Genomic DNA, 21,417 nt, shown 5'->3' with positions numbered 1-21,417 from the left:
GATGATTATAATTCCATATCATATGACCTTTTCTTAGCTCTGGCAGGCTGATTTCGCCGCATCTCCTGTTTCCTCTGATATTCAAGTTCCCAGGCACGATGGGAAAAAACATCAGGATCTTCCACATTGAGATAATCTACCTCATTGGCGGCAATATCACGGCGGTGATAGTCATAATACTTACCAAAAGTACCTTTGAGCTGCTCGATCAGCTTATCCCGGAAATTAGGACGTATCTGGATTCTGGTGTCCAGCAATTCTGTATACTGTTCAGGTTCAGGACGAAATTTTTCTTCCCGGAAAGCAGCGGCGTCTTTTTTAAGCTGCTTTTTAAGGGAGATGTCCTGAGAATCCAGGATATCAAGATTGCTATTCATCTGGTCATATTTTTTGGATAGATTCGTCATATCTTTATCAGTGGAGCATTGTGCCTGGAAGATTAGTTGCTCTTTCCTTGATTTCAGTTCTTCAATTTCTTCCGTAACAGTGGTAAGCTGCTGATTCAATTTTATATGCTGGATGGGATTCAAAATACTGGTTTTCTCTTTTTCTACATTCAGCTCTTTCCGTTCTGTAACTTTAGCTTTGAGTTTCTTTTTAACGGTGTTGTATTTATTCAGTATTGGATTAAAATGATTCATCCAATCATGAATTACTTCTTTTTGCATCTCATTATGAAGTAAATGATATTGTGTAAAAATCATATGATTTCGGATAGTTTCCATTGTTTCTGCAATTACAGGAATAGAATTTTTGACAGCTTGAGCCAGTTTCTCTACCTGAGCTTTTAATTCCCGGAGCATTTGGTTATCTGCACGAATCTGGCGGTTGATTTCACAGCGGTCAGCTATCATTCCTTTCTTTTCCATGTTTTGAGCAATATAGCCTTCGTGGATGGTCGGCTGTTCGGTGATTCCCTGATCTGCAAAGCTGCGGTGATCAATGGATGCATTTATCTGATTGTGGGCAAGCATTTCATTTACAGTATCTGCCCAGTTTGCTCTCCAGATACAGAGTTGCTCATCACTGTTCCATTGTTCAGAAATGGGATTCTGTCTGCCATAGCGGCTGCTTTTTGGATGCTTGTCGATGCGGTCATAGCCTTTTTCCTGTGCGACAGATGCGGTCATATAAACTTTCTTTTTCCCAACTTTATATCTGTATTGCTTTTCCCAGCCATCTTTTTGAGCAGCTTTGAATTCAGTAGCTGTAAATCCTTTTTCTTCTCCATTTTTTATGCAGAGATATTCTTTTTCTGTTTTATACTGCCATGTTCCGTTTTCGTTCAGTGGACGGACGGTAAGCAGAATGTGTGCATGAGGATTGTGTCCATCCGTATCGTGAATAGCAAAGTCAGCGCACATGCCCATATCTACAAAGTTCTTTTGAATAAAATCTTTTAGAAGAGAAATATTACTGTCCTTATCTAATTCAACGGGAAGTGCGACAACAAATTCCCTTGCCAGTCGGCTGTCTTTTGTTTTTTCTGCAGCTTCCACAGCATTCCAGAGTTGTTCACGGTCTTTCCATTCTGGTGAAGCCATCGGTGGAAGCAATACTTCCTGATAAATGAGTCCATGCTTTCTGGTGTAATCATGCTGGATGCCATCGTAATCATTGTACATCCGGCTGCAGCTCATATAAGCAGAAGCTGCGACAGCGGAACGTCCGGAACCACGGCTGACAACTTTGGCTTGCATATGATAAATTGCCATATCTGGCACCTCCTTTCGATGTTGCCTGCAACAGCGGAAAATCCCTCGGCAGAGCGCACGAGCCCCGTAGGGGATACCACCGCCCGATTTATCGGGTGGTGAGTAAGTGCGCCCTTCGGGAGTAGAACTTGTGCGTTTACATTCCCCGTAGCCGGATCATCAGTTCCCGTTTCAGGGAATCTAAATCCATTTCCTTAATATGGGGAACAATACTTTCCAGAATTGCTCCGTCCTGGACTAATCGGTGTGTTCTGGCATCACGCTCTTTTTTTCGGTTTCTTGCTTCAGCTTCTTCCTGGCGGTGTTTTGCCTGTAAAAGTGCTTTTTCTTCCGGTGTCATGATTCTTTTATCTGCCATATCTGGCACCTCCTTTTTATGCCCGTATCCGGGCGGTTTTGGCTTTAAAATCTTATGCTTTGGTACTATGGTTTTAGATAACTGACAGTGACATATTTCTGGTAATAAATGAGGAAAGAAAGTAGTACCACTGTCAGTGAAAAACAATCATTGCGTTATACTTCTTCGGGTCAATTCTGGTTCGGAGCATGATTGTTCAACAGGATTTTTTTCGCCTGCTTTAAATTAGCTGTTGCATTGTCCTGACGGATATTCCGGTTATTGATACGGACAGGAATACATCTTTCCAGAATACGGTCATAAATTCGTTTGTGTGCGATATCAGCGGCGTTATTCAGTTCTGATAAAGTGAGATTGGTCGTTATGATCAGGGGTTTTTTACTGCGGTAACGACTGTCGATCACATTGAATACCTGTTCCAGTGCAAAGTCAGAGTTCCGCTCAATTCCGAGATCATCAATAATCAGAAGACTGTAGCGGTTTAAGCTGTTGATGAACTGGTTTCTGTCTTCAAAATGCATTCCGGTAAGGGTATTCAGAATCCGGGAAAAGTTGGTCATCAGTACAGGAACGCCTTTTTCCAGAAGGGCATTGGCAATGCAGCCTGCAAAAAAAGATTTTCCAGTACCGACATCACCCCAGATGAGAAGTCCGGAAGCGTTTGCTTTCATCTCTTCCCAGTTACTTACATAATTGTGTGCCAGTTTTATTTCCGGATTGATGCCGTTATCTCTGGCAAAAGTGTAGTCATAGAGTGCTTTGTCCTGTAAGCCGCTGGTTTTAAGATGCTCTATTTCCATTTGTTTTTCATGAAGTTTTCTCTGGGCCTCTTCCTGCTCAAAGATTTCCTGCTGGCATTTACAGCGGATGGAAGGAATAAGAACCTTTCCCTGTAATTCATGTCTGCATTGCCTTGGCGTATTGCATTTGGAACAGTAGATCAGGTGGTCTGTTTCGTTAAAATATTCATCAGACTGAAGCTCTCTGTTTGGGGTTATAGCTGTTGGTTTTTCTATAAATTTTGTCATAATGTTTCGTATTCCTCACTTTCGTAATTTCGTTGTCGGGAAGCAGGATGATCCTGTCTTGCCCAACTGATGATGGTAGCTGCGTGGTTCTGATATTGCTTTCCGGTAGAAGCCATATAACCGGATAAGCGTTCAACATAATCCTTCCAGTCAGGGATTGTCTGCCGGATATCTTCAAGCTCTTTTTCTGACAGAAAAACATTTTGAAATTTTCCATAGGGTGAGAGTGGCTCCTTACTCCCTCTTATTGCTAAATTGTTCTTTTTTATCTCTTTCTTATTACCAGACAGTTTTCTGTCTGTATCAGGAAAAGAATCCTGTCTGTCAATAGGACAGTTTTTTGTCTGTCTTAGGGAAAGAAATCTGTCTGTATAGTGGATGGTTTCTTTTGGGAGTTTTACATAAATCCGATTGGGCTGTCCGGGACCCTGCCGTTTTCGGAAGATAAGCTCCTGTTTTTCCAGTACTGCCAGAGCAGTTTTAACCGTCATCTGGCTTTTGTGGAGAACTTCTGCCAGTGCTTCAATCGTAAAGTAAATGAACACATGACCGTCTGTATCTGACCACCCCTCATTTTTCTGGGAAAGCCTTGCCCGGTCGAGCAGGATAATATAAAGCATTTTGGCAGTTTCGTTTATTTCCATGTCCAGAAGGAAACGGGGAAACATCATATAAGATGGCAGGTTGGTGTCTGCTGTCAGAAAGTCAGTCATGTGTTCACCTCCAATCAAAAGGGTTTATTCCCCAAGAAAATCCCAGTCTACATCACTATCTGGCTGTGAATTTTCAGGTGTTGGAAAGGACGCCCTGATTTGGGGCTCCCTTTGCACCATGCCTGCAGTCAGTCCGGAAAGAAAAAGTGGCAATGCCTGTTTCAGACTGTTTTCCACTGCATCTACAATCTGTTTCACAAAAAGTTCTTCCCGTTCTCTTGTTTCCAGATAAGGATCAGCCTGTGTGCGGTAGTAGCGGTCAAAATAATCTACCAGTGCAAGAGAGATTACCTGACTGTAAGATTTAAAATCCTGCCTGTCCATTGTCTGTAAATATTCCCAGGCTCTCCGCTGCTGTTCTTTGCCCAGATTAAAGCGCAGGTTGGTGTTGCGGATATTGTTCTGCATGGTTTATCCCCTCCTTTTCAGGCTCATATAAGCCAGAGATTCGTAACCTTTGGCGGTGGCGCAGATGTCATCAATGATGGTGACTCGTGATTTGTCATACGTTCCGAAGTTACGAATCAGGCATCCACCACCGCCAATCACATACAGGCGCATCAGGTCAGGATTGTATTCATATTTGCGGAGCGTGGAAAAAAGTTCTGCCACATACTGTCTGGCAATAGAACTGATACAATCCAGATATGGTGCTGAAATGTCAGCGGTTCCAAACCGCAGAATCTGTTCTACTGTGGATTCTTCAATTTTCACTCCGAATTTGTCCAGAACAGCGTTCTTTGCGGCAATCATGCATTGGTTTACACCAAGTTTTTCTGTCCAGCATCGGCTCTCCTGAGCTTTCTTATTGTTGATATACAGAATGTTCATGGTTCCGTTTCCGATATCTGCAAGGAGATTGGTTCCCTTGAAATCTCCAAGTTGGTTTACAATAGCCGGATACCCCTGTGGGTAAAGGCTGCATCCCACAAAGTGGAGATGATACTCTTTGCCGTTAAAAAGGTAACGGACTTCTGGATTCTGGAGCAGATAGGAACGAAAAGCTTCTCTTTGAGTTCTGATCCATGTCAGAGGAAGTCCGGCAGCCAGATGAACATCTGCTTCACGGATGGAAAAGACATTTAGTTCCCTTGCAATAGCCATTAGCGTCAGAAGATAATATTCTTCGTCCATAGCTTTATCCGGGATAAATTCTTTGTGTCCTTCGCCAATCCGGTAGTAAATGCCGTTATATTCCAGAATATTCCCGGTGAAGATTGGTTCGGTTTCATAGGCTTTGATTCCGGTTGGTGTGACGGTGTTTGCTGTTTTCATATTGCCATAGCCATGATCTACAGCGATGATTTTTGTGTTTCTGAGTTCTCGCATAAAAAATACCTCCGTTTTCGTATTGATTGATTCAGCAGGTCGTACCGGTGTGGTACTGCTCTGCTGTGGGATAAGCATACGAAAATCGGAGGTAAAAGACATTGAGTGGAAATTGAGAAAAAAGATATATTGTGCGTACGTTCTTCATGTACTCTTGTTGTGATTTCATTGTTTTTTATCGTATAATATGGATACTGGAGGTGGTTTGGATGAAATACAAGATTTTAGTTGTTGATGATGATAAAGAATTGGTGAAAATGCTTTGTAGTTATTTTAATATGAAACAATATGAAACCATTACGGCTACAGATGGAATGGAAGCATTAAATAAAATAAAAATGAAACCGGATATTATTTTATTGGATATCAACATGCCACGTATGGATGGGATTGAAGTATGTCGTCTGATACGCAGTAAAGTGTTATGTCCAATTTTGTTTCTAACAGCAAGAGTTGATGAAGATGATAAAATTAATGGGTTGCTTTCGGGTGGGGATGATTATATTACGAAACCATTTAGTCTTCGGGAGTTGGAAGCAAGGATTGTCACAAACATAAAGAGAGAAGAAAGGCATCAACAAAAAACGGAATACCGTTTCATGGATGAAATGCTGATTGATTATTCTGAAAAAATAGTAGCTATAGCTGGACACAGGATGGAGTTCACAAAAATTGAATATCAGATTATTGAATTCTTATCCATGCATCCAGGGCAGGTGTTTGATAAAGAACGTATATATGCACAAGTCTGTGGATATGATGCGGAAGGGGACAGTAGAACGATAACGGAATTAGTACGGCGTATAAGGAAAAAAATAGCGGATTATTCAGAAAAAGAATACATAGAAACTGTATGGGGGATTGGATACCGATGGAAAAAATAAGAAACTTGTCACTGAAAAAAACGATTCTGCTTTATTTTGTGATCAGCTTAACGGCAGCATTTCTGTTATCTGGATTTACAGTTCATTTTGCAAGAAATATGCAGAATAAAATATGGGAAAAATATATTGATTATGCAGATTATACGGACGTGTTTCAGCAATATGGAAAGAAATACGAGATTGAGATATTAAGACCTAATCAATCGCAGATGAATCGTTTGGACCATCATCTTTCGGAAATGTGTGACTTTATGGAAACATATTCGGTACTGATTTTTTCGATTGTTGGGAGTGTTGTTGCGGTATTCTTTTTTTATAAAAATAAGTTAAAGACACCTCTACAGGAACTAAAAGATGCCTCACAAATGATTGCAGATAATGAACTGGATTTTCATGTGTCCTATGAAAATAAAGATGAGATGGGAACTTTGTGTAAAGAATTTGAAATGATGCGAAGTGATTTAGCAGATAACAACAGAAAGATGTGGCGAATGATTGATGACGAGAAGGCTTTGCGGAATGCAATTGCACATGATATACGTTCTCCACTTTCCATATTGCGTGGGTATCAGGAAATGCTCTTAGAGTTTGTTTCTGCTGAGAGTATAAAAACAGAGGATGTTATTGATATCTTACAAACAGGCATGTATCAGATTGACCGTATAGAGCATTTCACGGAAAACATGAGAAAAATGTCCCATTTAGAACAGAGGAAACTGCAATGCTCAGAGATAGAATTATCGGAACTGGCAAAAAAGATTGAGGCAGAAGCTGCCATGCTGTCCAAGAAGGAAAGTAAATTATGTAAGGTAGAAAGAGTGCAGGAACAAAACATTGTGAAAGTGGATGAGGAACTTGTCATGGAAGTGACAGACAACTTACTGGAAAATGCGGTTCGATATGCACAAAAAAGTATTGCTTTGCAGATAAAGAAAAAGGATGGTTTTTTTATAATTTCTGTTGAAGATGATGGAATAGGATTTGTGGATACTGAGGAAAAAGTAACAGAACCATTTTATCATAAGAATCCACAAGATGATTTAAAGCATTTTGGCCTTGGTATGTATATTTCTCGTATTTTCTGTGAAAAGCATGGAGGAAATTTGAAAATATATAATGCCAGACAAGGCGGTGCTCATGTAGAAGCTCTTTTCAAAGCTGAATAAAAATACTTTATAAGGCTGAAATCACAAATAAAGTGGTTTTAGTCTTTTTTGTTGTGAATTTATTGAGAATTGATTTGTATGATGTTGTTAAAGAAATAAAGAAAGGAGACCAGCTATGAAAAGTCAACCATAAATTAGCAAAAAATTTCTTTTTCATATCGGTGGTAAAAAAGGGTAACTTTAATAGAGCTCCCTTAGGGTGCTTTTTCAAAATCTATCGATATTGGTATACAGACCTCTTATTCGAGGTTGAATTCTACTTCGCCAGTGAGCATCTTCCAGATGACTCTGACAAGCTTGCCGGCACAGTGCCCAAGTGCATTGTAGTGAGACCGGCCTTCAGCCCTCTTGGCATCATAATAAGCCTTGAAGGTTGCGTTGTTTCTGACAACGTTCCAAGCTGCATTTACAAGGGCATATCGTAAAACACGAGAGCCACGTTTGGACATCCTTGTTGTCTTAGCCTGAAAGTTACCAGACTGATAAACAGAAGGATCCAAACCGGCAAAAGCAAGCAGCTTGTTAGGATTGGAGAAACGGTGAATATCACCTATTTCACCAAGAATCATTCCACCATTGATATAACCGATACCAGGAATGGTCATGATGACAGAATCGTTGAATTTCATGATATCCGTCATCTCAGCTTCAATCTTTTCTAATTGGCTATCCAGTAACTCGATTTGTTGAATGGTTTGAGTTATCTGAATAGATATAGCGCTGTCGTTAGCACCGACAGACTTCTGTGCGAGAACTCTTAATTCTTTGGCCTGTTCTTTGGTAAAGTGTCCGTGTGAGTTCACTTTGAGCAGATTTGCCAGATGAGTCATATGCATGGAAGCAATCTCTTTTGGAGAAGGTGCTTCTTTTAATAAAGCATAGACAGCGTGTTGATGCAGACCGGATTTGAAAAAGTATTGAATCTCCGGAAAGACCTGATCAACATAGGTTGTCAGTTGAATTTTCAATCGGGTACGTTGCTTTATGGTTTTCTGACGGAAACGTCCCAATGCCTTAAGATCCATCATATCGAGATCGAAGAAGCTGACGAATCTGAGGTTGTCCTGCATCATAAGAGTTTTAGCAATCACGTAAGTGTCGACCTTATCTGTCTTAGTTTTGCGAACGTTATTTTTTCGCATTTGACAGGTTTTGATGGGGTTCAACACACACACTTGGTAAAGCTCAGTAACAAGGTATCGAACAAGGTTGTCACCGTAGTGTGCCGTTGACTCAAGACCGATGATGAGGCTGTTCTTATCGAATGATTCGAGTTTAGAGACCAGCAGTTGGAAGCCATCAGCGTCATTTGTGAATTTGAACGGCTCAATGATTATTTCACCGTCGGAAGAAATCGCAGCGGCGAAATGATTAAGTTTGGCAATATCAATGCCTACGTAAATTTTCATGAGGTTGTACCTCCCTTTCCTAAAGTCTGATACCATGATGTCCACCAACGATTATCATCGTAGACTTGATAGAAATAAGTACTCTGAGTGAAAAACACTCCGGCAACATCCAGCTAATAAACAATTCAGATAAAGGTAGTGGCAATACACTCCAGTTGAGTAGTCAAGCTACAGAAAACAAATCAAAAGTCCATAGTATCTGAATTGTATTGAACCACGATATTAAAAGAAAGGAAATATGTGATAATTAACTTCCTAATTATCATACAAGAGATACAATGAAAACAATCATAAAAAGAAGTATACTTGATTATTTAAAGAACCCTGTTTTGTGGATTGGCTTGATTATTATAGTTGCCAGTATGTATCAATGTCTGTCATCGTATTTGCAAATTCATTATATCAAACAGAATGAACAGATCACACAAAATGACGTAGCATTGGAAGATGCTGATGTCATGGATGGGTACATTCCCACATCTGATGATAAAGAAAGAAGAAGGGAGTGGGAAGATACGATCAAAGAGACGTTAATGGACACCTCCAAAAATGGTTTTGGATTTAGCAGGCAGGAAGCAGATCATGTAATGAAAGAAATTCAGAATATGGATGTAAAGACTGCTTCTGAGTTTTTGGAATCCCAATATGGCTATTATAATGCAATATATGCTTATGAGGACCTTGAAATTCATAAGGGGACAGCAGAAGAAATCAATCATTATATCGAGCGGAAATTATCCGAACATTCTTTTTCCTGGTACTTTGCCAAAAAATTTACGGATTTTGCAGGATTGCATATGGCCTTTTTTGCAACAGTCTTGCTATCATTTTTATTTATTCAGGATACACGAAAAAGTACCTATGAATTATTACATACAAAGCCTGTTACGGCAGTCCAATATATATGTGGGAAAGTAATAAGCGGATTCATTAGTATGCTGGGAGTATTAGTGATTTTGAATGTTATATTCTTTATGCTGTGTTTGAAAACGTCTTTAGAATCGGGCTTTCCAGTAACACCAATTGATTTTTGCGTGAATTCTCTGATCTATATTATTCCGAATCTTTTGATGATATGTTGTGTCTATACAATTACAGCAGTAATATTTAAAAATCCGCTTCCGGCAGCACCAATCTTGTTTTTACACATTATATATTCAAATATGCTGACCATGAAGAATGATATTTATTATATGAGACCGTTCTCTATTATGGTGCGATTCCCTGGCAGATTTTTTGAAACACATGTAGCCAAAATGTCAAACATAAATCAGATTATTCTTGTAATTTCATCAGTTATATTAGTATGTATTTCTGTTACAATCTGGAAAAGGAGGAGGGTTCATTGAAAACGGAACTAAAAAACTGCCTGTCGTTATATAAGATTTTTTATTCATGTGCATTTATACTGATATTGTGTGCTATTCATCCGATTATATACTATGAAGAAATCGGTTCAGCGATTCAGTCGCCAATAGCATTTTTAACAATTATTTTTTGTAGTGACACATATTTGATGGAAGTAAAAAGTAAGCGTGCCGATGTATTTCATTTGTATGATCAAAAAAAGCAGTTAAAAGTAATATCGCAGAGAGTGGGCGTTCAAATATTATATTTATTAATACTTTCCTGTGTTGGATATGTTTTGTTTTTCTGGCAAAAACCGGGCAGTGTAAACGAAGGCATTTCGGGTATTCAGATATTTCTTTTATATTTCATTGCAATGTTTGGAACTATCTGGCATTGGAGTATATGCTCTGTGATTTTGTGTACATTGCTTCGAAATATGTGGGCAGGTATTGGATGTTTATTTGGAATTGTCATTGGACTTATATCAAAAGCGGGAAGTTCATTTTTCGGAAATCTGGGATTGTTTTCTTTCAGCTTTTGTGAACCTACTCAATTAATGTCCGAGAGTTGGATTTATGGAACGCTTGTGTCTTTTATAGCGGGGCTGTTTTTATTTGCAGTATTACCAATGACTTTAAAGAAAAGAGGATAGATTATGAGTATTAGAATAAATGATTTAACAGTTAGATTTAAAAATGGTGTAGTTGCAGTAAATAAGGCATCTCTTGAAATACCTAAGGGAATTTACGGACTTTTGGGTGAGAATGGTGCCGGAAAAACCACTTTGATGAGGGTTCTTACAACTGTTTTAAAACAAACGGAAGGAATGGTTTCCCTTGATGGAATTCTGTATAACGAGGGAAATTATGAGAAAATACAGAAAAAGATTGGTTATCTTCCACAGGAAATCGACTTATATCCGAATCTTACGGTGAAAGAATGTCTTGTATATATGGGGGGACTGTCAGGAGTAGCCAGAAATGACCTCGAACAAAGAATTCCCTATTATCTGGAAAAGACTTCTCTTACAGAGCATCAGAATAAAAAAATGCGGCAATTATCTGGTGGTATGAAGAGACGTGTCGGACTCATACAGGCACTTCTTAATAATCCGGATTTTTTGATTATTGATGAACCTACCACCGGGTTAGATCCGGAAGAAAGAATCAGGATCCGCAATCTTTTGGTTGATTTTTCAAAGGATAGAACTGTGCTGTTTTCCACTCATGTAGTAGAAGATTTAGCAGCAACCTGTACACAGCTTGCCATTATGAAAAAGGGAAGTTTTTTATATTCTGGAAGCGTGAGTGGGTTGCTGGAAAATGCAAAGGGCTGTGTTTGGAATTGTACGGTACAAAATGCAGAAGAAGCCCGTTTGTTAGAAGCCAATTATTCTATATCATCTAAGCAGTATGTAGAAAATGGAATTCATATGAAAGTATTAAGCAAAGGAAAGCCAAATGAGAATTGTGTCCTGGATAATGATATCACTTTGGAAGATGCATATATTTATTTGACGAATAGTTGAATATAACGGCGGGCAAGTTGCCCGCCGTAAATTATACTTATTTTGTTAAAAGACCGAATAGATTTTTTCCAATGCAAAATCCAATCTGTGGATATAACTCCTGAATTTCCTGATATTTTGCTTCAATCATTTCTGGTTCATCAGCCCAGATCTTTTCATATATTTTGAAAGCTCTTTTAAAATGTGTTTTGGCTTGCGGAAGATTGGCAGTCATCAGATAAATGGTTCCAAGGGTTTCCTGTACTTTGGCATAATCCAGACAGTCATCGGAATGGTATTCCTTGATGATGCCGGATAATTTTTGCAATTCAGAGATGCCTCTTTCGGGTTCCTGCTGTTCTGTCAGGAACATTGCATAATTGGCAATCTGAGGTATGCTGTCATTTATATGAAGCAGGTTAAATTGGTCAAGCAGTGAGATACTTTTTTCCATGTGTTCTCTTGCAAGATCGGGATGACCGTTCATGCGGTAAAGTCCACCGAGATTGGCATGAAGGTTGGAAACAAGGCGAGCATTGTCAGCAGTGATATTTTCTATCTGGGCAAGTGCATCCTTTTCCAGTTTTATTGCTTTTTCTGGCTTGATTTCAAGAGTAGCCTGAAAATCCAGTAACAATGCCCGGTCAGAATCGGTGCCAATGTCTTTAGGCTTCAAAAAATTTTTTAATTCCTGAATGATTTCTTTCATACCTTTCTGGTAATTATAATTATCCATATATGGAAAAACATTTTCCAGAAAAAGTAGATATTTTGGTATATCATCTTTTTTAATCAATTCTATGATGTTTCCTGCTGTCTGAAACAGCTTCTTGTAATAATCGACTTCAATTCCATGCATTAAACATATTTTCTGTAAAGAATCCAGTAATATGTGGCAGCGAGTTACAGATGGTTTTGTCTCTGAAAGGGTGATTTCCTGAATCATCGGATGCAGAGAGATAGTGCGACGTTTTGTTGTTTGGACAAAACCAGTCTCAATTAAATCGTTGATCTCATTTAGTGTGGGCAGTTCCAGCCATTTGGCAAATATACGGGCAGAAATACCGGTGGAAGGAAGAAAGCACATATTACACATGATATCCTGCTGTTTAAGAGATAAAGTGTATAACGAAAACAGCGTATGGATATGATTGTAATAGGTGGCTTTGCTGCTTTGTCCATCTTTGATTATTTTAATTTTATCTTCGTTATGGAAAGATGCTTTTTCCACCTGAAGTCTTGTTAATAACTGGTCTGGAGTTGAGATTCCATTTTCCAGAAGTTTTGCTGCCAGTTCCACGGCAAGAGTATGAGAGTGAACAGTTTCGATGATCTTTTCAACTGTTGCCCGGTACGTGTCTGCCTCTGAATAAAATACTGATGCCAGCTGGAAGAGAGCGTTCATATCCTCTATTTCTTTTAATGGCAGAGTACAGTATTCATCCAGTTTGCTTCGGGTTGTAAACAAAATCTGGCAGCGATATTTTAATACTACTGACAGAAAGCTGTCCTGTGTCGCAGTGACATTAAAATTATCTATGATAAGCAGAGTATCAGATTTCAGGGAACGCAGAAAACGGTTATGTCTTTGAAACCGTTCCTGGTCAGTGCTTTCCGGCGGATCGTCAATAAAATCCATGTCAGTAATATCCTGATGAAGATTGCCGGTATATTCTATATAAAGTATATTGGTGTATTGCTTTATGTACCGCTTTGCGTAGGCTTTGACAAGTTCACTTTTTCCGATTCCGGCGATTCCGCAAAGAAAAACATGACGGTTTTCCTCAAGCACGGTATATAATTCTTCCAGTTCTTTATCTCTTCCGATAAAATGACGGCATGGTTTCGGAACCTCACTGTCCATAATATAATCCAGCACAATGGTGGATAAAGCGCCTCCGGCGAGCAGCTTCTGATTTTTGGTATTACGTTTGATGAATTGGCGTTCCATGCCAAAAGAAATCAGTTTTGCAAGAAACAGCAGTCTTGAACTGGCTGGTTTATATAAGGGAGTCAGATTTTTCTTTTTTGCATCTGAGATGCTGTCATCCTGAATGAATAAAGTGTAAATATCTTGTATAGCCATATTACAGTCAGACATCAGTGGAAGAAGATTCTGGTGGATGGTATGGGCTAATTTTTCCTGATTGGATGGCTTGGAATAGTAAGCGGATATTTTAGGACTGATTTTAGCCTGACCAGTCATCCAGCGGCAAACCAGACCGTTGTCCATTGAAAAATCCTGATTTACCGGATCATCCACGTATAAAAAATCAGGCTGACTCATTTGATTACTTTCGCTGATATGATTTTTTAAGCAAGTGCTAATAGAAGAAAAATCGCATCGATTCAATAGAAATTCCCCTTTCGTAGTTAAGATTGAGTATATCTATCATATACACGAACATACATTCGATTCAAGAAAATGCGGATATTTTTAAAGTGATTGTGTCAATTTACAATCAATTTCTATTCAATGTGGTTTTCAGGCAGGTTCTGTAAAATAAGCTCAGAACAAACAATAACGGGAGGAGCTTATGCAACAGAATATTGAATTTGAGCGGTGCATTGATTTTCTGGTACGGATGATTGATAAGTACGGCGAAGAAGTCCTCCGGGAGTTGGAGGAAGAAAAACAGAATAAGGAAGAAAAAGAAGCGGCAGTTTCCTGAAATACAAAATGTAAATCAGACTGTCGCTTTTTTCATGTATTTTTAAATCAAATAAATTTTAAAAGCTGATGCAGAGTGTGTGGCTCATTATTCTGAGAAGCGGTAATACGAGTATCAAATGGCTTGAAATGATTCTGCGTATAAAAGCTCAGAAGAAATTCATTATCTTCGCATTCAAGAAACTCCATAACGCCACCTACGGAATATTTGAGACTGGATATGGTTTCCAGTGCAAATCCCAGTAGAATATTTCCAGGAATTCGTTTTTCCTTTGGAAGAGAATAGTTCTTTCCCAACTGGGCGATCAGGTAAGCTGCGGTAGTATAGGATTGTGTTTCTTCATCCAAAATACTGACACGGGACAGCTTTTTTGCCATTGTCTTGCTGATATTTGAAGCACGGACAGAGATGGGTTTTACTGTAAGTGAAAAATAACCAACCAGTGAAGCATCTTCAGCATCAAATACCAGATAAGTGATAGATTGATCTTTTTTGGTAAACTCAATCGCATTATGTAATAAAAAGTATTCCACATCGGGATTTTTGGGACAAGAAAAATCGGAGAGTAAGTCGTAAAGACTTTCCTCTCCGATATATGTCGGTTCGTCTTTATCCAAATATGCCCGAATATTAACGGTAAAATATTTATCAGACATGTTTTTTCTTCCTTTTTGACATTAAAGCTAAGATTTCCTGTGGGTTCGTTAACTGACGTCCGGGAAGTGTCTGCTTTGGTGTGCGGTCACGGTCGGCTTCGTCAATTGCTGCGACAAAACGCTTTACGCTATTTGGATTGGATACGACAAAATTATGAGTAATACTTGAAGTAGCCATACTAACACCTCCTCTTTTTTGGCTTTTTTGTGTATTTATAGTATATGCAATGTGTGATAAAAACACAATATCAAAAACAGAAATTATTTCTAAATAATTTTCAAGCCGGACATTTATTAGACGCTTCCGGTAAGCGAACAATATTTTCGAGCCAATCATTTATAAGTCGCCAATGGTGGGCGGGCAATATTTTGATAACAGAAATGCTCTGTATCTAACTTAATTATACGATTGGCGAAGAAATGCGTCAATACGGAAAATAAGTATTGAAAATAGTTGGAACAAGTACTAAAATAAGGTTGGGACAATAAAACAGAGTTATACTGCGAGGAAGATTATGAAGAATAAAAAGATTAAATGCGATATATATACCAGAGTATCCACAACCATGCAGGTAGATGGCTACAGTCTGGATGCTCAGAAAGAAAAACTCAAGAGATATGCGGAATTTCAGAATATGGAAATCGTAAATGAGTATTCAGATGAAGGTAAGTCTGGAAAGAGCGTAGAGGGCAGACCGGAATTTCAGAGAATGTTGGATAATATTGAGAATGGAACAGATGAGGTACAGTTTGTACTGGTGTTCAAGCTTTCCAGATTCGGTCGTAATGCAGCAGATGTATTAAACTCTCTGCAGAGGATGCAGGATTTTGGAGTGAATCTGATCTGTGTAGAAGATGGAATTGACAGCTCAAAAGATAGTGGAAAGCTGATGATTTCTGTTCTGTCTGCGGTGGCAGAGATCGAACGAGAGAATATCCTTGTTCAGACAATGGAAGGACGTAAGCAGAAAGCCAGGGAAGGAAAATGGAATGGTGGATTTGCTCCGTATGGTTATGAATTAGTAAATGGAGAATTGCAGATTGCAGAGGACGAAGCAGAGATTATTCGTCTGATCTATGACAAATTTATTCATACCAATATGGGAATCTCTGCGATTGCCGCATGGCTGAACCAGCATGGATATAAAAAGAAAAAACGACAGAATAATACACTGGACGCATTTGCCGCATCATTTATAAAAGGCGTTCTGGATAATCCGGTATACTGTGGAAAGCTGGCTTATGGACGAAGGAAAAACGAGAAAGTTTCTGGTACAAGAAATGAATACCGCATTGTAAAGCAGGAAAATTATATGCTGCACGATGGTATCCATGAAGGGATTGTTTCAGAAACAGACTGGGAGCTGGCACATCAAAAACGGGAAAAAACAGGTGTGAAATATGAAAAGACACATAGTCTCGATCATGAGCATATTTTATCTGGAATATTGAGATGCCCGTTATGTGGAAGTGGTATGTATGGAAACGTGAACCGAAAGAAAAAGAAAGACGGAACTTTATATAAGGATTATTTCTATTATGCCTGCAAACATCGTCGCCTGGTAGATGGTCATAAATGTGGATATCGTAAACAATGGAGTGAGGAGAAGATTAACAATGCAGTGGAAGAAGTTATTCGGAAGCTGGTGAAGAATCCTAAATTTGAAGAAGCAATTCTGAATAAAATCGGTTCAAGAATTGATACAGAAGAAATAGAAAAAGAGATTGAAGGATTGGAAAAGCAGCACAGGCAGCTGACCGGAGCAAAAGCAAGACTTGGACAGCAGATGGACAATCTGGATATCATGGATAAATTTTATGAGAAGAAATATCAGGATATGGAGACAAGGTTATACCGTTTGTATGATGAGATTGAAGGCGTGGAGAACAGTATAGAAGAAGTCAAGAACCGCCTGCTGAATATCCGGCAACAGAAAATATCAGAAGAAAACGTCTATCAATTCCTTTTATATTTTGATAAACTATATGATAAGTTCACCGACCTGGAGAAGAAAGAATTTCTTAACAGTTTTGTGGAACAGGTGGATATTTATGAGCAGGAGCAGCCGGATGGCAGATTCCTGAAGCACATAAAGTTCCGTTTTCCGGTGTATTTTGGAGACAGGGAAACACAGGAACTTTGTTGGGACAACGAAAGTACTGTCGAGTGCGTGATAATGATGCAGTATTGTGGAAAAGAGAAGAAAAAGTAGGGTTTGACCACAAGATGTTGTACTCCACGGGCAAAAATTAGACCGAAAATTGGCTAGTTTTTGCCCGATTTTTTTGCCCGTTTTTAAAGATGCATAGGGGTAAAAAAGAGGTTTTTGAGTGATTTGGAGAAAAACAAAAAGGAGGGAGTGGTAAGCAAAGTTAAAAATGAATATGGGCAGGGATGAACGCAAGGCGGTACTTATTTTAGAAATAGAATAGGTGCCGCCTTATTTTTTTGGAGGTGGAAATGTCAAAATTATTTTGTGTGAGTCCGGGACTTCGGGTGCTGGAAAGGCATCCCGTTAGTCATCGCAGGAGCCTATGCCTTTCTGACCATACAGGTGGAGGATACGACCATTATGGATTTTATCCGGTATGCCTGTGCTTATTTTTTCATGGATCAGCAGCAATATGAATGGAGGTACACACCGGATGAGTAAAAAGAACATGGAATCCACCAGAGAACTGATGGGAACCAGAGAAGTGACGGATTACAGTATCCGAACATACAGGAATGAGGAGCTGGTTTACTTTTTAATTCAGCCCAGCAACATTTCCGTGTTGTCAGAGGAGAGTCTGTCAGCCAGAATCTATGGACTGATGACGGTGCTTAAGGGCATCACGGAAATCGAAATGATGTGCTTAAATTCCAGAGAGAATTTTGAGGACAACAAAAGATATCTGAAGAAGCGGATGGAGGAAGTGGATAGGTTACAATTAACTGGACAGATTTTTTAAGGTCATATAATCTATAATAAATACACGAAGGAGCACTCTTTATGACCGAACAAAAACAACGACGAAAACCTCGCAAATATACAGATGAATTTAAACAGCAACTGGTGGAACTATATCGTTCCGGCAAACGCAGATGTGATATCTGCCGTGAATATGACATTGCTACTTCCCTGTTTGACAAGTGGGTAAAGCAGGCATCCAATTCCGGTTCTTTCCATGAAAAAGATAACCGGACTCCGGAGCAGGAAGAACTGATCCGGCTTCGGAAAGAAAACCAGCAGTTAAGAATGGAAAATGATATTTTAAAACAAGCGGCGCTGATCTTAGGACGAAAGTAAATGTGATTAAAGCAAATGCCCACAAATACTCTGTATCAGCAATGTGTCGCGTCCTACAGGTAAACAGAAGCACCTATTATTATGAAGCAGCAGCAAAAAAAGATGAATCAGAACTCACTGCAGACATTCAGGAAATTTTTAGAAAAAGCCGGAACCATTATGGTACACGAAAGATCAAGAAAGAACTGGCTGATTGCGGGAAACAGGTATCAAGACGCAGGATTGGACGGATTATGAAACAGGAAGGTCTGGTATCAAGCTATACTACAGCACAGTTTAAACCGCAAAAAGACAGATGTAATGAATCAAAAGTAGAGAATGTGTTGAACCGACAATTTCAAAACCAGCCATACCGCAATGTAGTGGTAAGTGATTTGACCTACGTAAGGGTAGGAAACCGCTGGAATTATATTTGTGTACTGATTGATCTTTTTAACAGGGAGATTATTGGATACAGTGCAGGAGAACATAAAACAGCAGAACTTGTAAAACAGGCATTTATGAAAGTAGACGGAAATCTGTCGGAAATCCATATTTTCCACACAGACCGTGGAAATGAATTTAAAAACGAGACAATTGAAGAACTGTTAGAAACGTTCCATATGGAACGCTCCCTGAGCCATAAGGGATGTCCTTATGACAATGCAGTGGCAGAAGCTACGTTCAAGATTATAAAAACAGAATTTGTATGGAATGAAACATTCCATACGCAGGAAGAACTGAAGATAAAACTATGGGATTATGTAAACTGGTATAATCATCACCGCATACATTCTTCCTTAGGGTATCAAACGCCTGTACAATATCGGAAAAATAACCTAAAAAAATTTGTCTGAAAAAGTGTTGACAATCCAAGTAGCTATTGCAGCTGAGTGGTTTCATAGTAAATGGGGTGTGCCGGCAGAGGCATACCTGGAGTGTATGAAAGCGTATTTATCAGGAAAAACCGAGTATGGTTGGTATATATGCTTATATGATGAATCCATTGTCGCAGGACTTGGGGTAATAGAAAATGACTTTCATGATAGAAAGGATTTGACTCCAAATGTATGCGCCGTATATGCTGAAGAAGAACATCGAAAAAAGGGACTAGCTGGGAATTTGCTAAACAAAGTTGTTGATGATATGAGAAATAAAGGAGTAACGCCTTTATATTTGGTGACGGATCATTTTGGCTTCTATGAACGATATGGATGGGAATTTTTATGTATGGTTCAAGGTGATGATGAACCCAAAATGACAAGAATGTACATCCACAGATAAAAATGATTGACAAGCGTTACAAACAAGAGTAATCTTAACATAATAATTTTTGAAAGGAGTTTTCTCATGAATAGATTTGCAGTCGGATATTCATATACTGAAATTTATGCTATGCACATTATGAACGTGTATGGTCTTAATTGCGTATGTAAATATTTGAATTGCTAAGATGAGAAAATGGTTCAATAATTAGAATATAGTATATGCTGACCACTTATCTTTGCAGGTAGGTGGTCTTTTTTATCCGAATAAAGTAGTTACAATAATTGAAGAGAAAGAGTGAGCGATATTATGCTACAGAGTGATTTTTTGACAAAGAGACAGAGGCATTAATTGATTTAAATGTTATTTATGGAGCCGGAAAGCATATTACAGACAAATGTATGATTATCTTTTCTAAGGAGATACATACATATTTAGTATCACATTATAAATGTGAAATTATAGGTGAAATTGGCGCTTGTAATGGAAACATTTCAATCTATTGTCTGGATTACAAGGGAGAGAAAATAGCTTTTTATCTGACGGGAATAGGTTCTGCTGTTGCATCCTCTATGTGTTATGAAAGAGTATATGAAAGAAAGAATTTATGAAATCAGAGGACAAAGAGTAATCTTAGACTCAGATCTTTCTGAAATATATGGTTATACCACAAAAGCATTCAACCAACAGGTAAAAAATAATATTGAGAAATTTGATGAAGATTTTATGTTCGAATTAACGGATGATGAGGTAGAAGATTTGCGGTCAAATTTTTTGACCGCAAATCTTAACAGTAAGAGTAGATATAATCCTCATGTATTTACAGAGCAAGGATTATATATGTTGATGACTGTCTTGAAAGGACCGTTGGCAGTTAAGCAGAGCAAGGCATTAATAAGAACCTTTAAGAAAATGAAAGATTACATATTAGAAAATCGTGATTTAATAGGTCAGCGGGAAATACTTCAGTTAAGCATGGAGACTGCCAACAACAGAATAGAAATTAACAAAATCAACTCAGATATGATCTCTCTTGAAAAACAGATTTCCGATGTTGCAGAAGGCTTGAAGGATGTTGTGACAAAATCTGAGTTGGCTGATATGATGAACAGCTTTGTTTCAGATGATGATGAAAAGTGGCTTATGTTTAATGCAAAATTTAGTAGTGCAGATGAGGCATATGAGTCCATTTATAAGCAGGCAAAGTCGTCAATATATGTCGTTGACAATTATATTGGATTAAGAACGCTGGTACATCTTAAAAATTCTCCTACAGGAGTAAATATTACTTTATTCAGCGATAATGTTGGGAATAATAAACTTCATAATATAGAATTTACGGATTTTTGCAAGGAATATCCATCTGTAAAAATATCAATGAAAAAGACAGGTGGTATATTCCATGATCGTTTTATCGTATTAGATTATGGAACTGCTAATGAAAGGATTTTCTTATGCGGGGCTTCATCAAAGGATGCAGGGGCTAGAATAACCAGTATTGTTGAAGACTATGGAGTATCTAAATATACCCCGGTTATTGCCACATTGTTGAAAAATCCGACTTTGATTTTACCACAATAGAGGCGAGAGAAAGCAAGCTGTCACGGTTCCCTGTTACGATAAAAAATGCCACCATCTGAAAAAGGATTTGTGTACCCACTCCCATCCAATTTGTGGTACAATATCAATTAACAACAACGTACCATACCAAAAGGAGGACATCCAATGCTTTTTATAGAATATCCCAAATGTTCCACCTGTCAGAAAGCGAAAAAATGGCTGGATGAACATGAGATTACATATACGGATCGTCACATCGTAGAGCAGAATCCGTCCTACGAGGAATTGAAAGAATGGCATGAAAAGAGCGGTCTGCCATTAAAGAAATTTTTTAACACCAGCGGACTTTTATATAAAGAAATGAAGCTTAAGGACAGGCTTCCTGAAATGAGCGGGGACGAGCAGTTAAAGCTGCTTGCGACAAACGGAATGCTGGTAAAACGTCCATTGATCGTAGATGGAAGTACGGTAATTACCGGCTTTAAAGAAAAGGAATGGTCAGAGCACTTTTTATAAAAATAAGAATGTTGTTTTT

General features: G+C 38.6%; 21 protein-coding genes and 1 pseudogene. 12 read left to right on the top strand and 10 right to left on the bottom strand.

Annotated features, from left to right (window positions below; genetic code table 11):
* Nucleotides 1–5: 5 nt before the first annotated feature.
* The 6 genes from mobQ to RIL182_RS17925 form a co-directional block, all read right to left on the bottom strand.
* The gene (gene mobQ, locus RIL182_RS17950) at nucleotides 6–1,715 is read right to left on the bottom strand and encodes a MobQ family relaxase (protein WP_006858999.1); all 1,710 of its coding nucleotides are present in this window, start codon (nucleotides 1,713–1,715) and stop codon (nucleotides 6–8) included.
* Between the two features lie 136 nt (nucleotides 1,716–1,851).
* The gene (locus RIL182_RS17945) at nucleotides 1,852–2,073 is read right to left on the bottom strand and encodes a DUF3847 domain-containing protein (RefSeq protein ID WP_044999524.1); all 222 of its coding nucleotides are present in this window, start codon (nucleotides 2,071–2,073) and stop codon (nucleotides 1,852–1,854) included.
* A gap of 170 nt (nucleotides 2,074–2,243) precedes the next feature.
* Entirely contained in the window at nucleotides 2,244–3,101 is an 858-nt protein-coding gene (locus RIL182_RS17940; RefSeq protein WP_006858998.1) for an ATP-binding protein, read from the bottom strand.
* Entirely contained in the window at nucleotides 3,098–3,814 is a 717-nt protein-coding gene (locus tag RIL182_RS17935; protein ID WP_006858997.1) for a replication initiator protein A, read from the bottom strand. The genes RIL182_RS17940 and RIL182_RS17935 overlap by 4 nt, the downstream gene beginning before the upstream one ends.
* Nucleotides 3,815–3,838: 24 nt before the next feature.
* Complete coding sequence (locus RIL182_RS17930; RefSeq protein WP_006858996.1) at nucleotides 3,839–4,222, bottom strand: hypothetical protein; 384 nt, start codon at nucleotides 4,220–4,222, stop codon at nucleotides 3,839–3,841.
* A gap of 3 nt (nucleotides 4,223–4,225) precedes the next feature.
* A complete protein-coding gene (locus tag RIL182_RS17925; RefSeq protein WP_044999523.1) occupies nucleotides 4,226–5,143 on the bottom strand; it encodes a ParM/StbA family protein in 918 nt (305 codons plus the stop codon).
* Nucleotides 5,144–5,352: 209 nt separating this feature from the next.
* Between RIL182_RS17925 and RIL182_RS17920 the strand changes: the two genes are divergently transcribed.
* Both RIL182_RS17920 and RIL182_RS17915 read left to right on the top strand, forming a co-directional pair.
* Nucleotides 5,353–6,027 carry a response regulator transcription factor gene (locus tag RIL182_RS17920; RefSeq protein ID WP_014080778.1) on the top strand — a complete coding sequence of 225 codons (675 nt, stop codon included), beginning with the start codon at nucleotides 5,353–5,355 and terminating at the stop codon, nucleotides 6,025–6,027.
* Entirely contained in the window at nucleotides 6,015–7,193 is a 1,179-nt protein-coding gene (locus RIL182_RS17915; RefSeq protein ID WP_006858995.1) for a sensor histidine kinase, read from the top strand. The genes RIL182_RS17920 and RIL182_RS17915 overlap by 13 nt, the downstream gene beginning before the upstream one ends.
* Before the next feature lie 239 nt (nucleotides 7,194–7,432).
* Here the strand turns inward: RIL182_RS17915 and RIL182_RS17910 are convergent, their stop codons facing one another.
* Nucleotides 7,433–8,602 (bottom strand): IS110 family RNA-guided transposase, encoded by a 1,170-nt coding sequence (locus RIL182_RS17910; RefSeq protein WP_118592507.1) that lies wholly within the window; start codon nucleotides 8,600–8,602, stop codon nucleotides 7,433–7,435.
* Nucleotides 8,603–8,880: 278 nt separating this feature from the next.
* On the opposite strand from RIL182_RS17910, the gene RIL182_RS17905 reads away from it, so the two are divergent.
* Genes RIL182_RS17905 through RIL182_RS17895 form a run of 3 tightly spaced genes read left to right on the top strand, consistent with a single transcriptional unit; the run spans nucleotide 8,881 to nucleotide 11,480 of the window.
* Entirely contained in the window at nucleotides 8,881–9,951 is a 1,071-nt protein-coding gene (locus RIL182_RS17905; protein ID WP_006857839.1) for an ABC transporter permease subunit, read from the top strand.
* Nucleotides 9,948–10,604 carry a transporter gene (locus tag RIL182_RS17900; RefSeq protein ID WP_242655590.1) on the top strand — a complete coding sequence of 219 codons (657 nt, stop codon included), beginning with the start codon at nucleotides 9,948–9,950 and terminating at the stop codon, nucleotides 10,602–10,604. Before RIL182_RS17905 ends, RIL182_RS17900 begins: the two co-directional genes overlap by 4 nt.
* Nucleotides 10,605–10,607: 3 nt before the next feature.
* On the top strand, nucleotides 10,608–11,480 hold the full coding sequence (locus RIL182_RS17895) for an ATP-binding cassette domain-containing protein (protein WP_006857838.1): 873 nt from the start codon (nucleotides 10,608–10,610) through the stop codon (nucleotides 11,478–11,480).
* 37 nt (nucleotides 11,481–11,517) lie between these two features.
* On the opposite strand, the gene RIL182_RS17890 is transcribed toward RIL182_RS17895, so the two are convergent.
* Nucleotides 11,518–13,746, bottom strand: a complete 2,229-nt coding sequence (locus RIL182_RS17890; RefSeq protein WP_006857837.1) for a tetratricopeptide repeat protein — start codon at nucleotides 13,744–13,746, stop codon at nucleotides 11,518–11,520.
* A 250-nt stretch (nucleotides 13,747–13,996) separates the two neighbouring features.
* Between RIL182_RS17890 and RIL182_RS22000 the strand changes: the two genes are divergently transcribed.
* Nucleotides 13,997–14,131 (top strand): hypothetical protein, encoded by a 135-nt coding sequence (locus RIL182_RS22000; RefSeq protein WP_004844681.1) that lies wholly within the window; start codon nucleotides 13,997–13,999, stop codon nucleotides 14,129–14,131.
* 47 nt (nucleotides 14,132–14,178) lie between these two features.
* Here RIL182_RS22000 and RIL182_RS17885 read toward each other — a convergent pair whose 3' ends face one another.
* Complete coding sequence (locus tag RIL182_RS17885; protein ID WP_006857836.1) at nucleotides 14,179–14,787, bottom strand: hypothetical protein; 609 nt, start codon at nucleotides 14,785–14,787, stop codon at nucleotides 14,179–14,181.
* Nucleotides 14,780–14,965, bottom strand: coding sequence for a hypothetical protein (locus RIL182_RS21815; protein WP_014080774.1), 186 nt, complete (start codon nucleotides 14,963–14,965; stop codon nucleotides 14,780–14,782). The genes RIL182_RS17885 and RIL182_RS21815 overlap by 8 nt, the downstream gene beginning before the upstream one ends.
* 337 nt (nucleotides 14,966–15,302) lie before the next feature.
* Here RIL182_RS21815 and RIL182_RS17875 point away from each other — a divergent pair, with 337 nt between their 5' ends.
* From RIL182_RS17875 to RIL182_RS17850, 6 genes and pseudogenes are all read left to right on the top strand, one after another.
* Nucleotides 15,303–17,000: a recombinase family protein gene (locus RIL182_RS17875; RefSeq protein WP_006857835.1), complete on the top strand. Its 1,698-nt coding sequence runs from the start codon at nucleotides 15,303–15,305 to the stop codon at nucleotides 16,998–17,000.
* Between the two features lie 433 nt (nucleotides 17,001–17,433).
* Nucleotides 17,434–17,703 (top strand): annotated as a pseudogene (locus RIL182_RS17870) (hypothetical protein); the annotation flags it as partial.
* A gap of 77 nt (nucleotides 17,704–17,780) precedes the next feature.
* Nucleotides 17,781–18,913 (top strand): IS3 family transposase gene (locus RIL182_RS17865; RefSeq protein ID WP_118772524.1). Its coding sequence is split into 2 segments (ribosomal slippage): nucleotides 17,781–18,048 and nucleotides 18,048–18,913, totalling 1,134 coding nucleotides; the frame shifts between segments, so codons are not numbered across the junction.
* Nucleotides 18,914–18,920: 7 nt separating this feature from the next.
* Entirely contained in the window at nucleotides 18,921–19,340 is a 420-nt protein-coding gene (locus tag RIL182_RS17860) for a GNAT family N-acetyltransferase (RefSeq protein ID WP_243128712.1), read from the top strand.
* Between the two features lie 561 nt (nucleotides 19,341–19,901).
* A complete protein-coding gene (locus RIL182_RS17855; protein WP_006856215.1) occupies nucleotides 19,902–20,903 on the top strand; it encodes an ORF6N domain-containing protein in 1,002 nt (333 codons plus the stop codon).
* 144 nt (nucleotides 20,904–21,047) lie between these two features.
* On the top strand, nucleotides 21,048–21,398 hold the full coding sequence (locus RIL182_RS17850) for an arsenate reductase family protein (protein WP_006856216.1): 351 nt from the start codon (nucleotides 21,048–21,050) through the stop codon (nucleotides 21,396–21,398).
* The last annotated feature ends 19 nt before the right edge of the window (nucleotides 21,399–21,417 follow it).

Source organism: Roseburia intestinalis L1-82 (genome assembly GCF_900537995.1).
Lineage (GTDB): Bacteria > Bacillota > Clostridia > Lachnospirales > Lachnospiraceae > Roseburia > Roseburia intestinalis.
This window is presented reverse-complemented; position numbering and strand designations above follow the sequence as displayed.

Bases quoted from the DNA above. Each gene is read 5' to 3' on its own strand.
- mobQ (WP_006858999.1), bottom strand. From the start codon at position 1,715: ATGGCAATTTATCATATGCAAGCCAAAGTTGTCAGCCGTGGTTCCGGA.
- RIL182_RS17945 (WP_044999524.1), bottom strand. From the start codon at position 2,073: ATGGCAGATAAAAGAATCATGACACCGGAAGAAAAAGCACTTTTACAG.
- RIL182_RS17940 (WP_006858998.1), bottom strand. From the start codon at position 3,101: ATGACAAAATTTATAGAAAAACCAACAGCTATAACCCCAAACAGAGAG.
- RIL182_RS17935 (WP_006858997.1), bottom strand. From the start codon at position 3,814: ATGACTGACTTTCTGACAGCAGACACCAACCTGCCATCTTATATGATG.
- RIL182_RS17930 (WP_006858996.1), bottom strand. From the start codon at position 4,222: ATGCAGAACAATATCCGCAACACCAACCTGCGCTTTAATCTGGGCAAA.
- RIL182_RS17925 (WP_044999523.1), bottom strand. From the start codon at position 5,143: ATGCGAGAACTCAGAAACACAAAAATCATCGCTGTAGATCATGGCTAT.
- RIL182_RS17920 (WP_014080778.1), top strand. From the start codon at position 5,353: ATGAAATACAAGATTTTAGTTGTTGATGATGATAAAGAATTGGTGAAA.
- RIL182_RS17915 (WP_006858995.1), top strand. From the start codon at position 6,015: ATGGAAAAAATAAGAAACTTGTCACTGAAAAAAACGATTCTGCTTTAT.
- RIL182_RS17910 (WP_118592507.1), bottom strand. From the start codon at position 8,602: ATGAAAATTTACGTAGGCATTGATATTGCCAAACTTAATCATTTCGCC.
- RIL182_RS17905 (WP_006857839.1), top strand. From the start codon at position 8,881: ATGAAAACAATCATAAAAAGAAGTATACTTGATTATTTAAAGAACCCT.
- RIL182_RS17895 (WP_006857838.1), top strand. From the start codon at position 10,608: ATGAGTATTAGAATAAATGATTTAACAGTTAGATTTAAAAATGGTGTA.
- RIL182_RS17890 (WP_006857837.1), bottom strand. From the start codon at position 13,746: ATGAGTCAGCCTGATTTTTTATACGTGGATGATCCGGTAAATCAGGAT.
- RIL182_RS22000 (WP_004844681.1), top strand. From the start codon at position 13,997: ATGCAACAGAATATTGAATTTGAGCGGTGCATTGATTTTCTGGTACGG.
- RIL182_RS17885 (WP_006857836.1), bottom strand. From the start codon at position 14,787: ATGTCTGATAAATATTTTACCGTTAATATTCGGGCATATTTGGATAAA.
- RIL182_RS21815 (WP_014080774.1), bottom strand. From the start codon at position 14,965: ATGGCTACTTCAAGTATTACTCATAATTTTGTCGTATCCAATCCAAAT.
- RIL182_RS17875 (WP_006857835.1), top strand. From the start codon at position 15,303: ATGAAGAATAAAAAGATTAAATGCGATATATATACCAGAGTATCCACA.
- RIL182_RS17855 (WP_006856215.1), top strand. From the start codon at position 19,902: ATGAAAGAGTATATGAAAGAAAGAATTTATGAAATCAGAGGACAAAGA.
- RIL182_RS17850 (WP_006856216.1), top strand. From the start codon at position 21,048: ATGCTTTTTATAGAATATCCCAAATGTTCCACCTGTCAGAAAGCGAAA.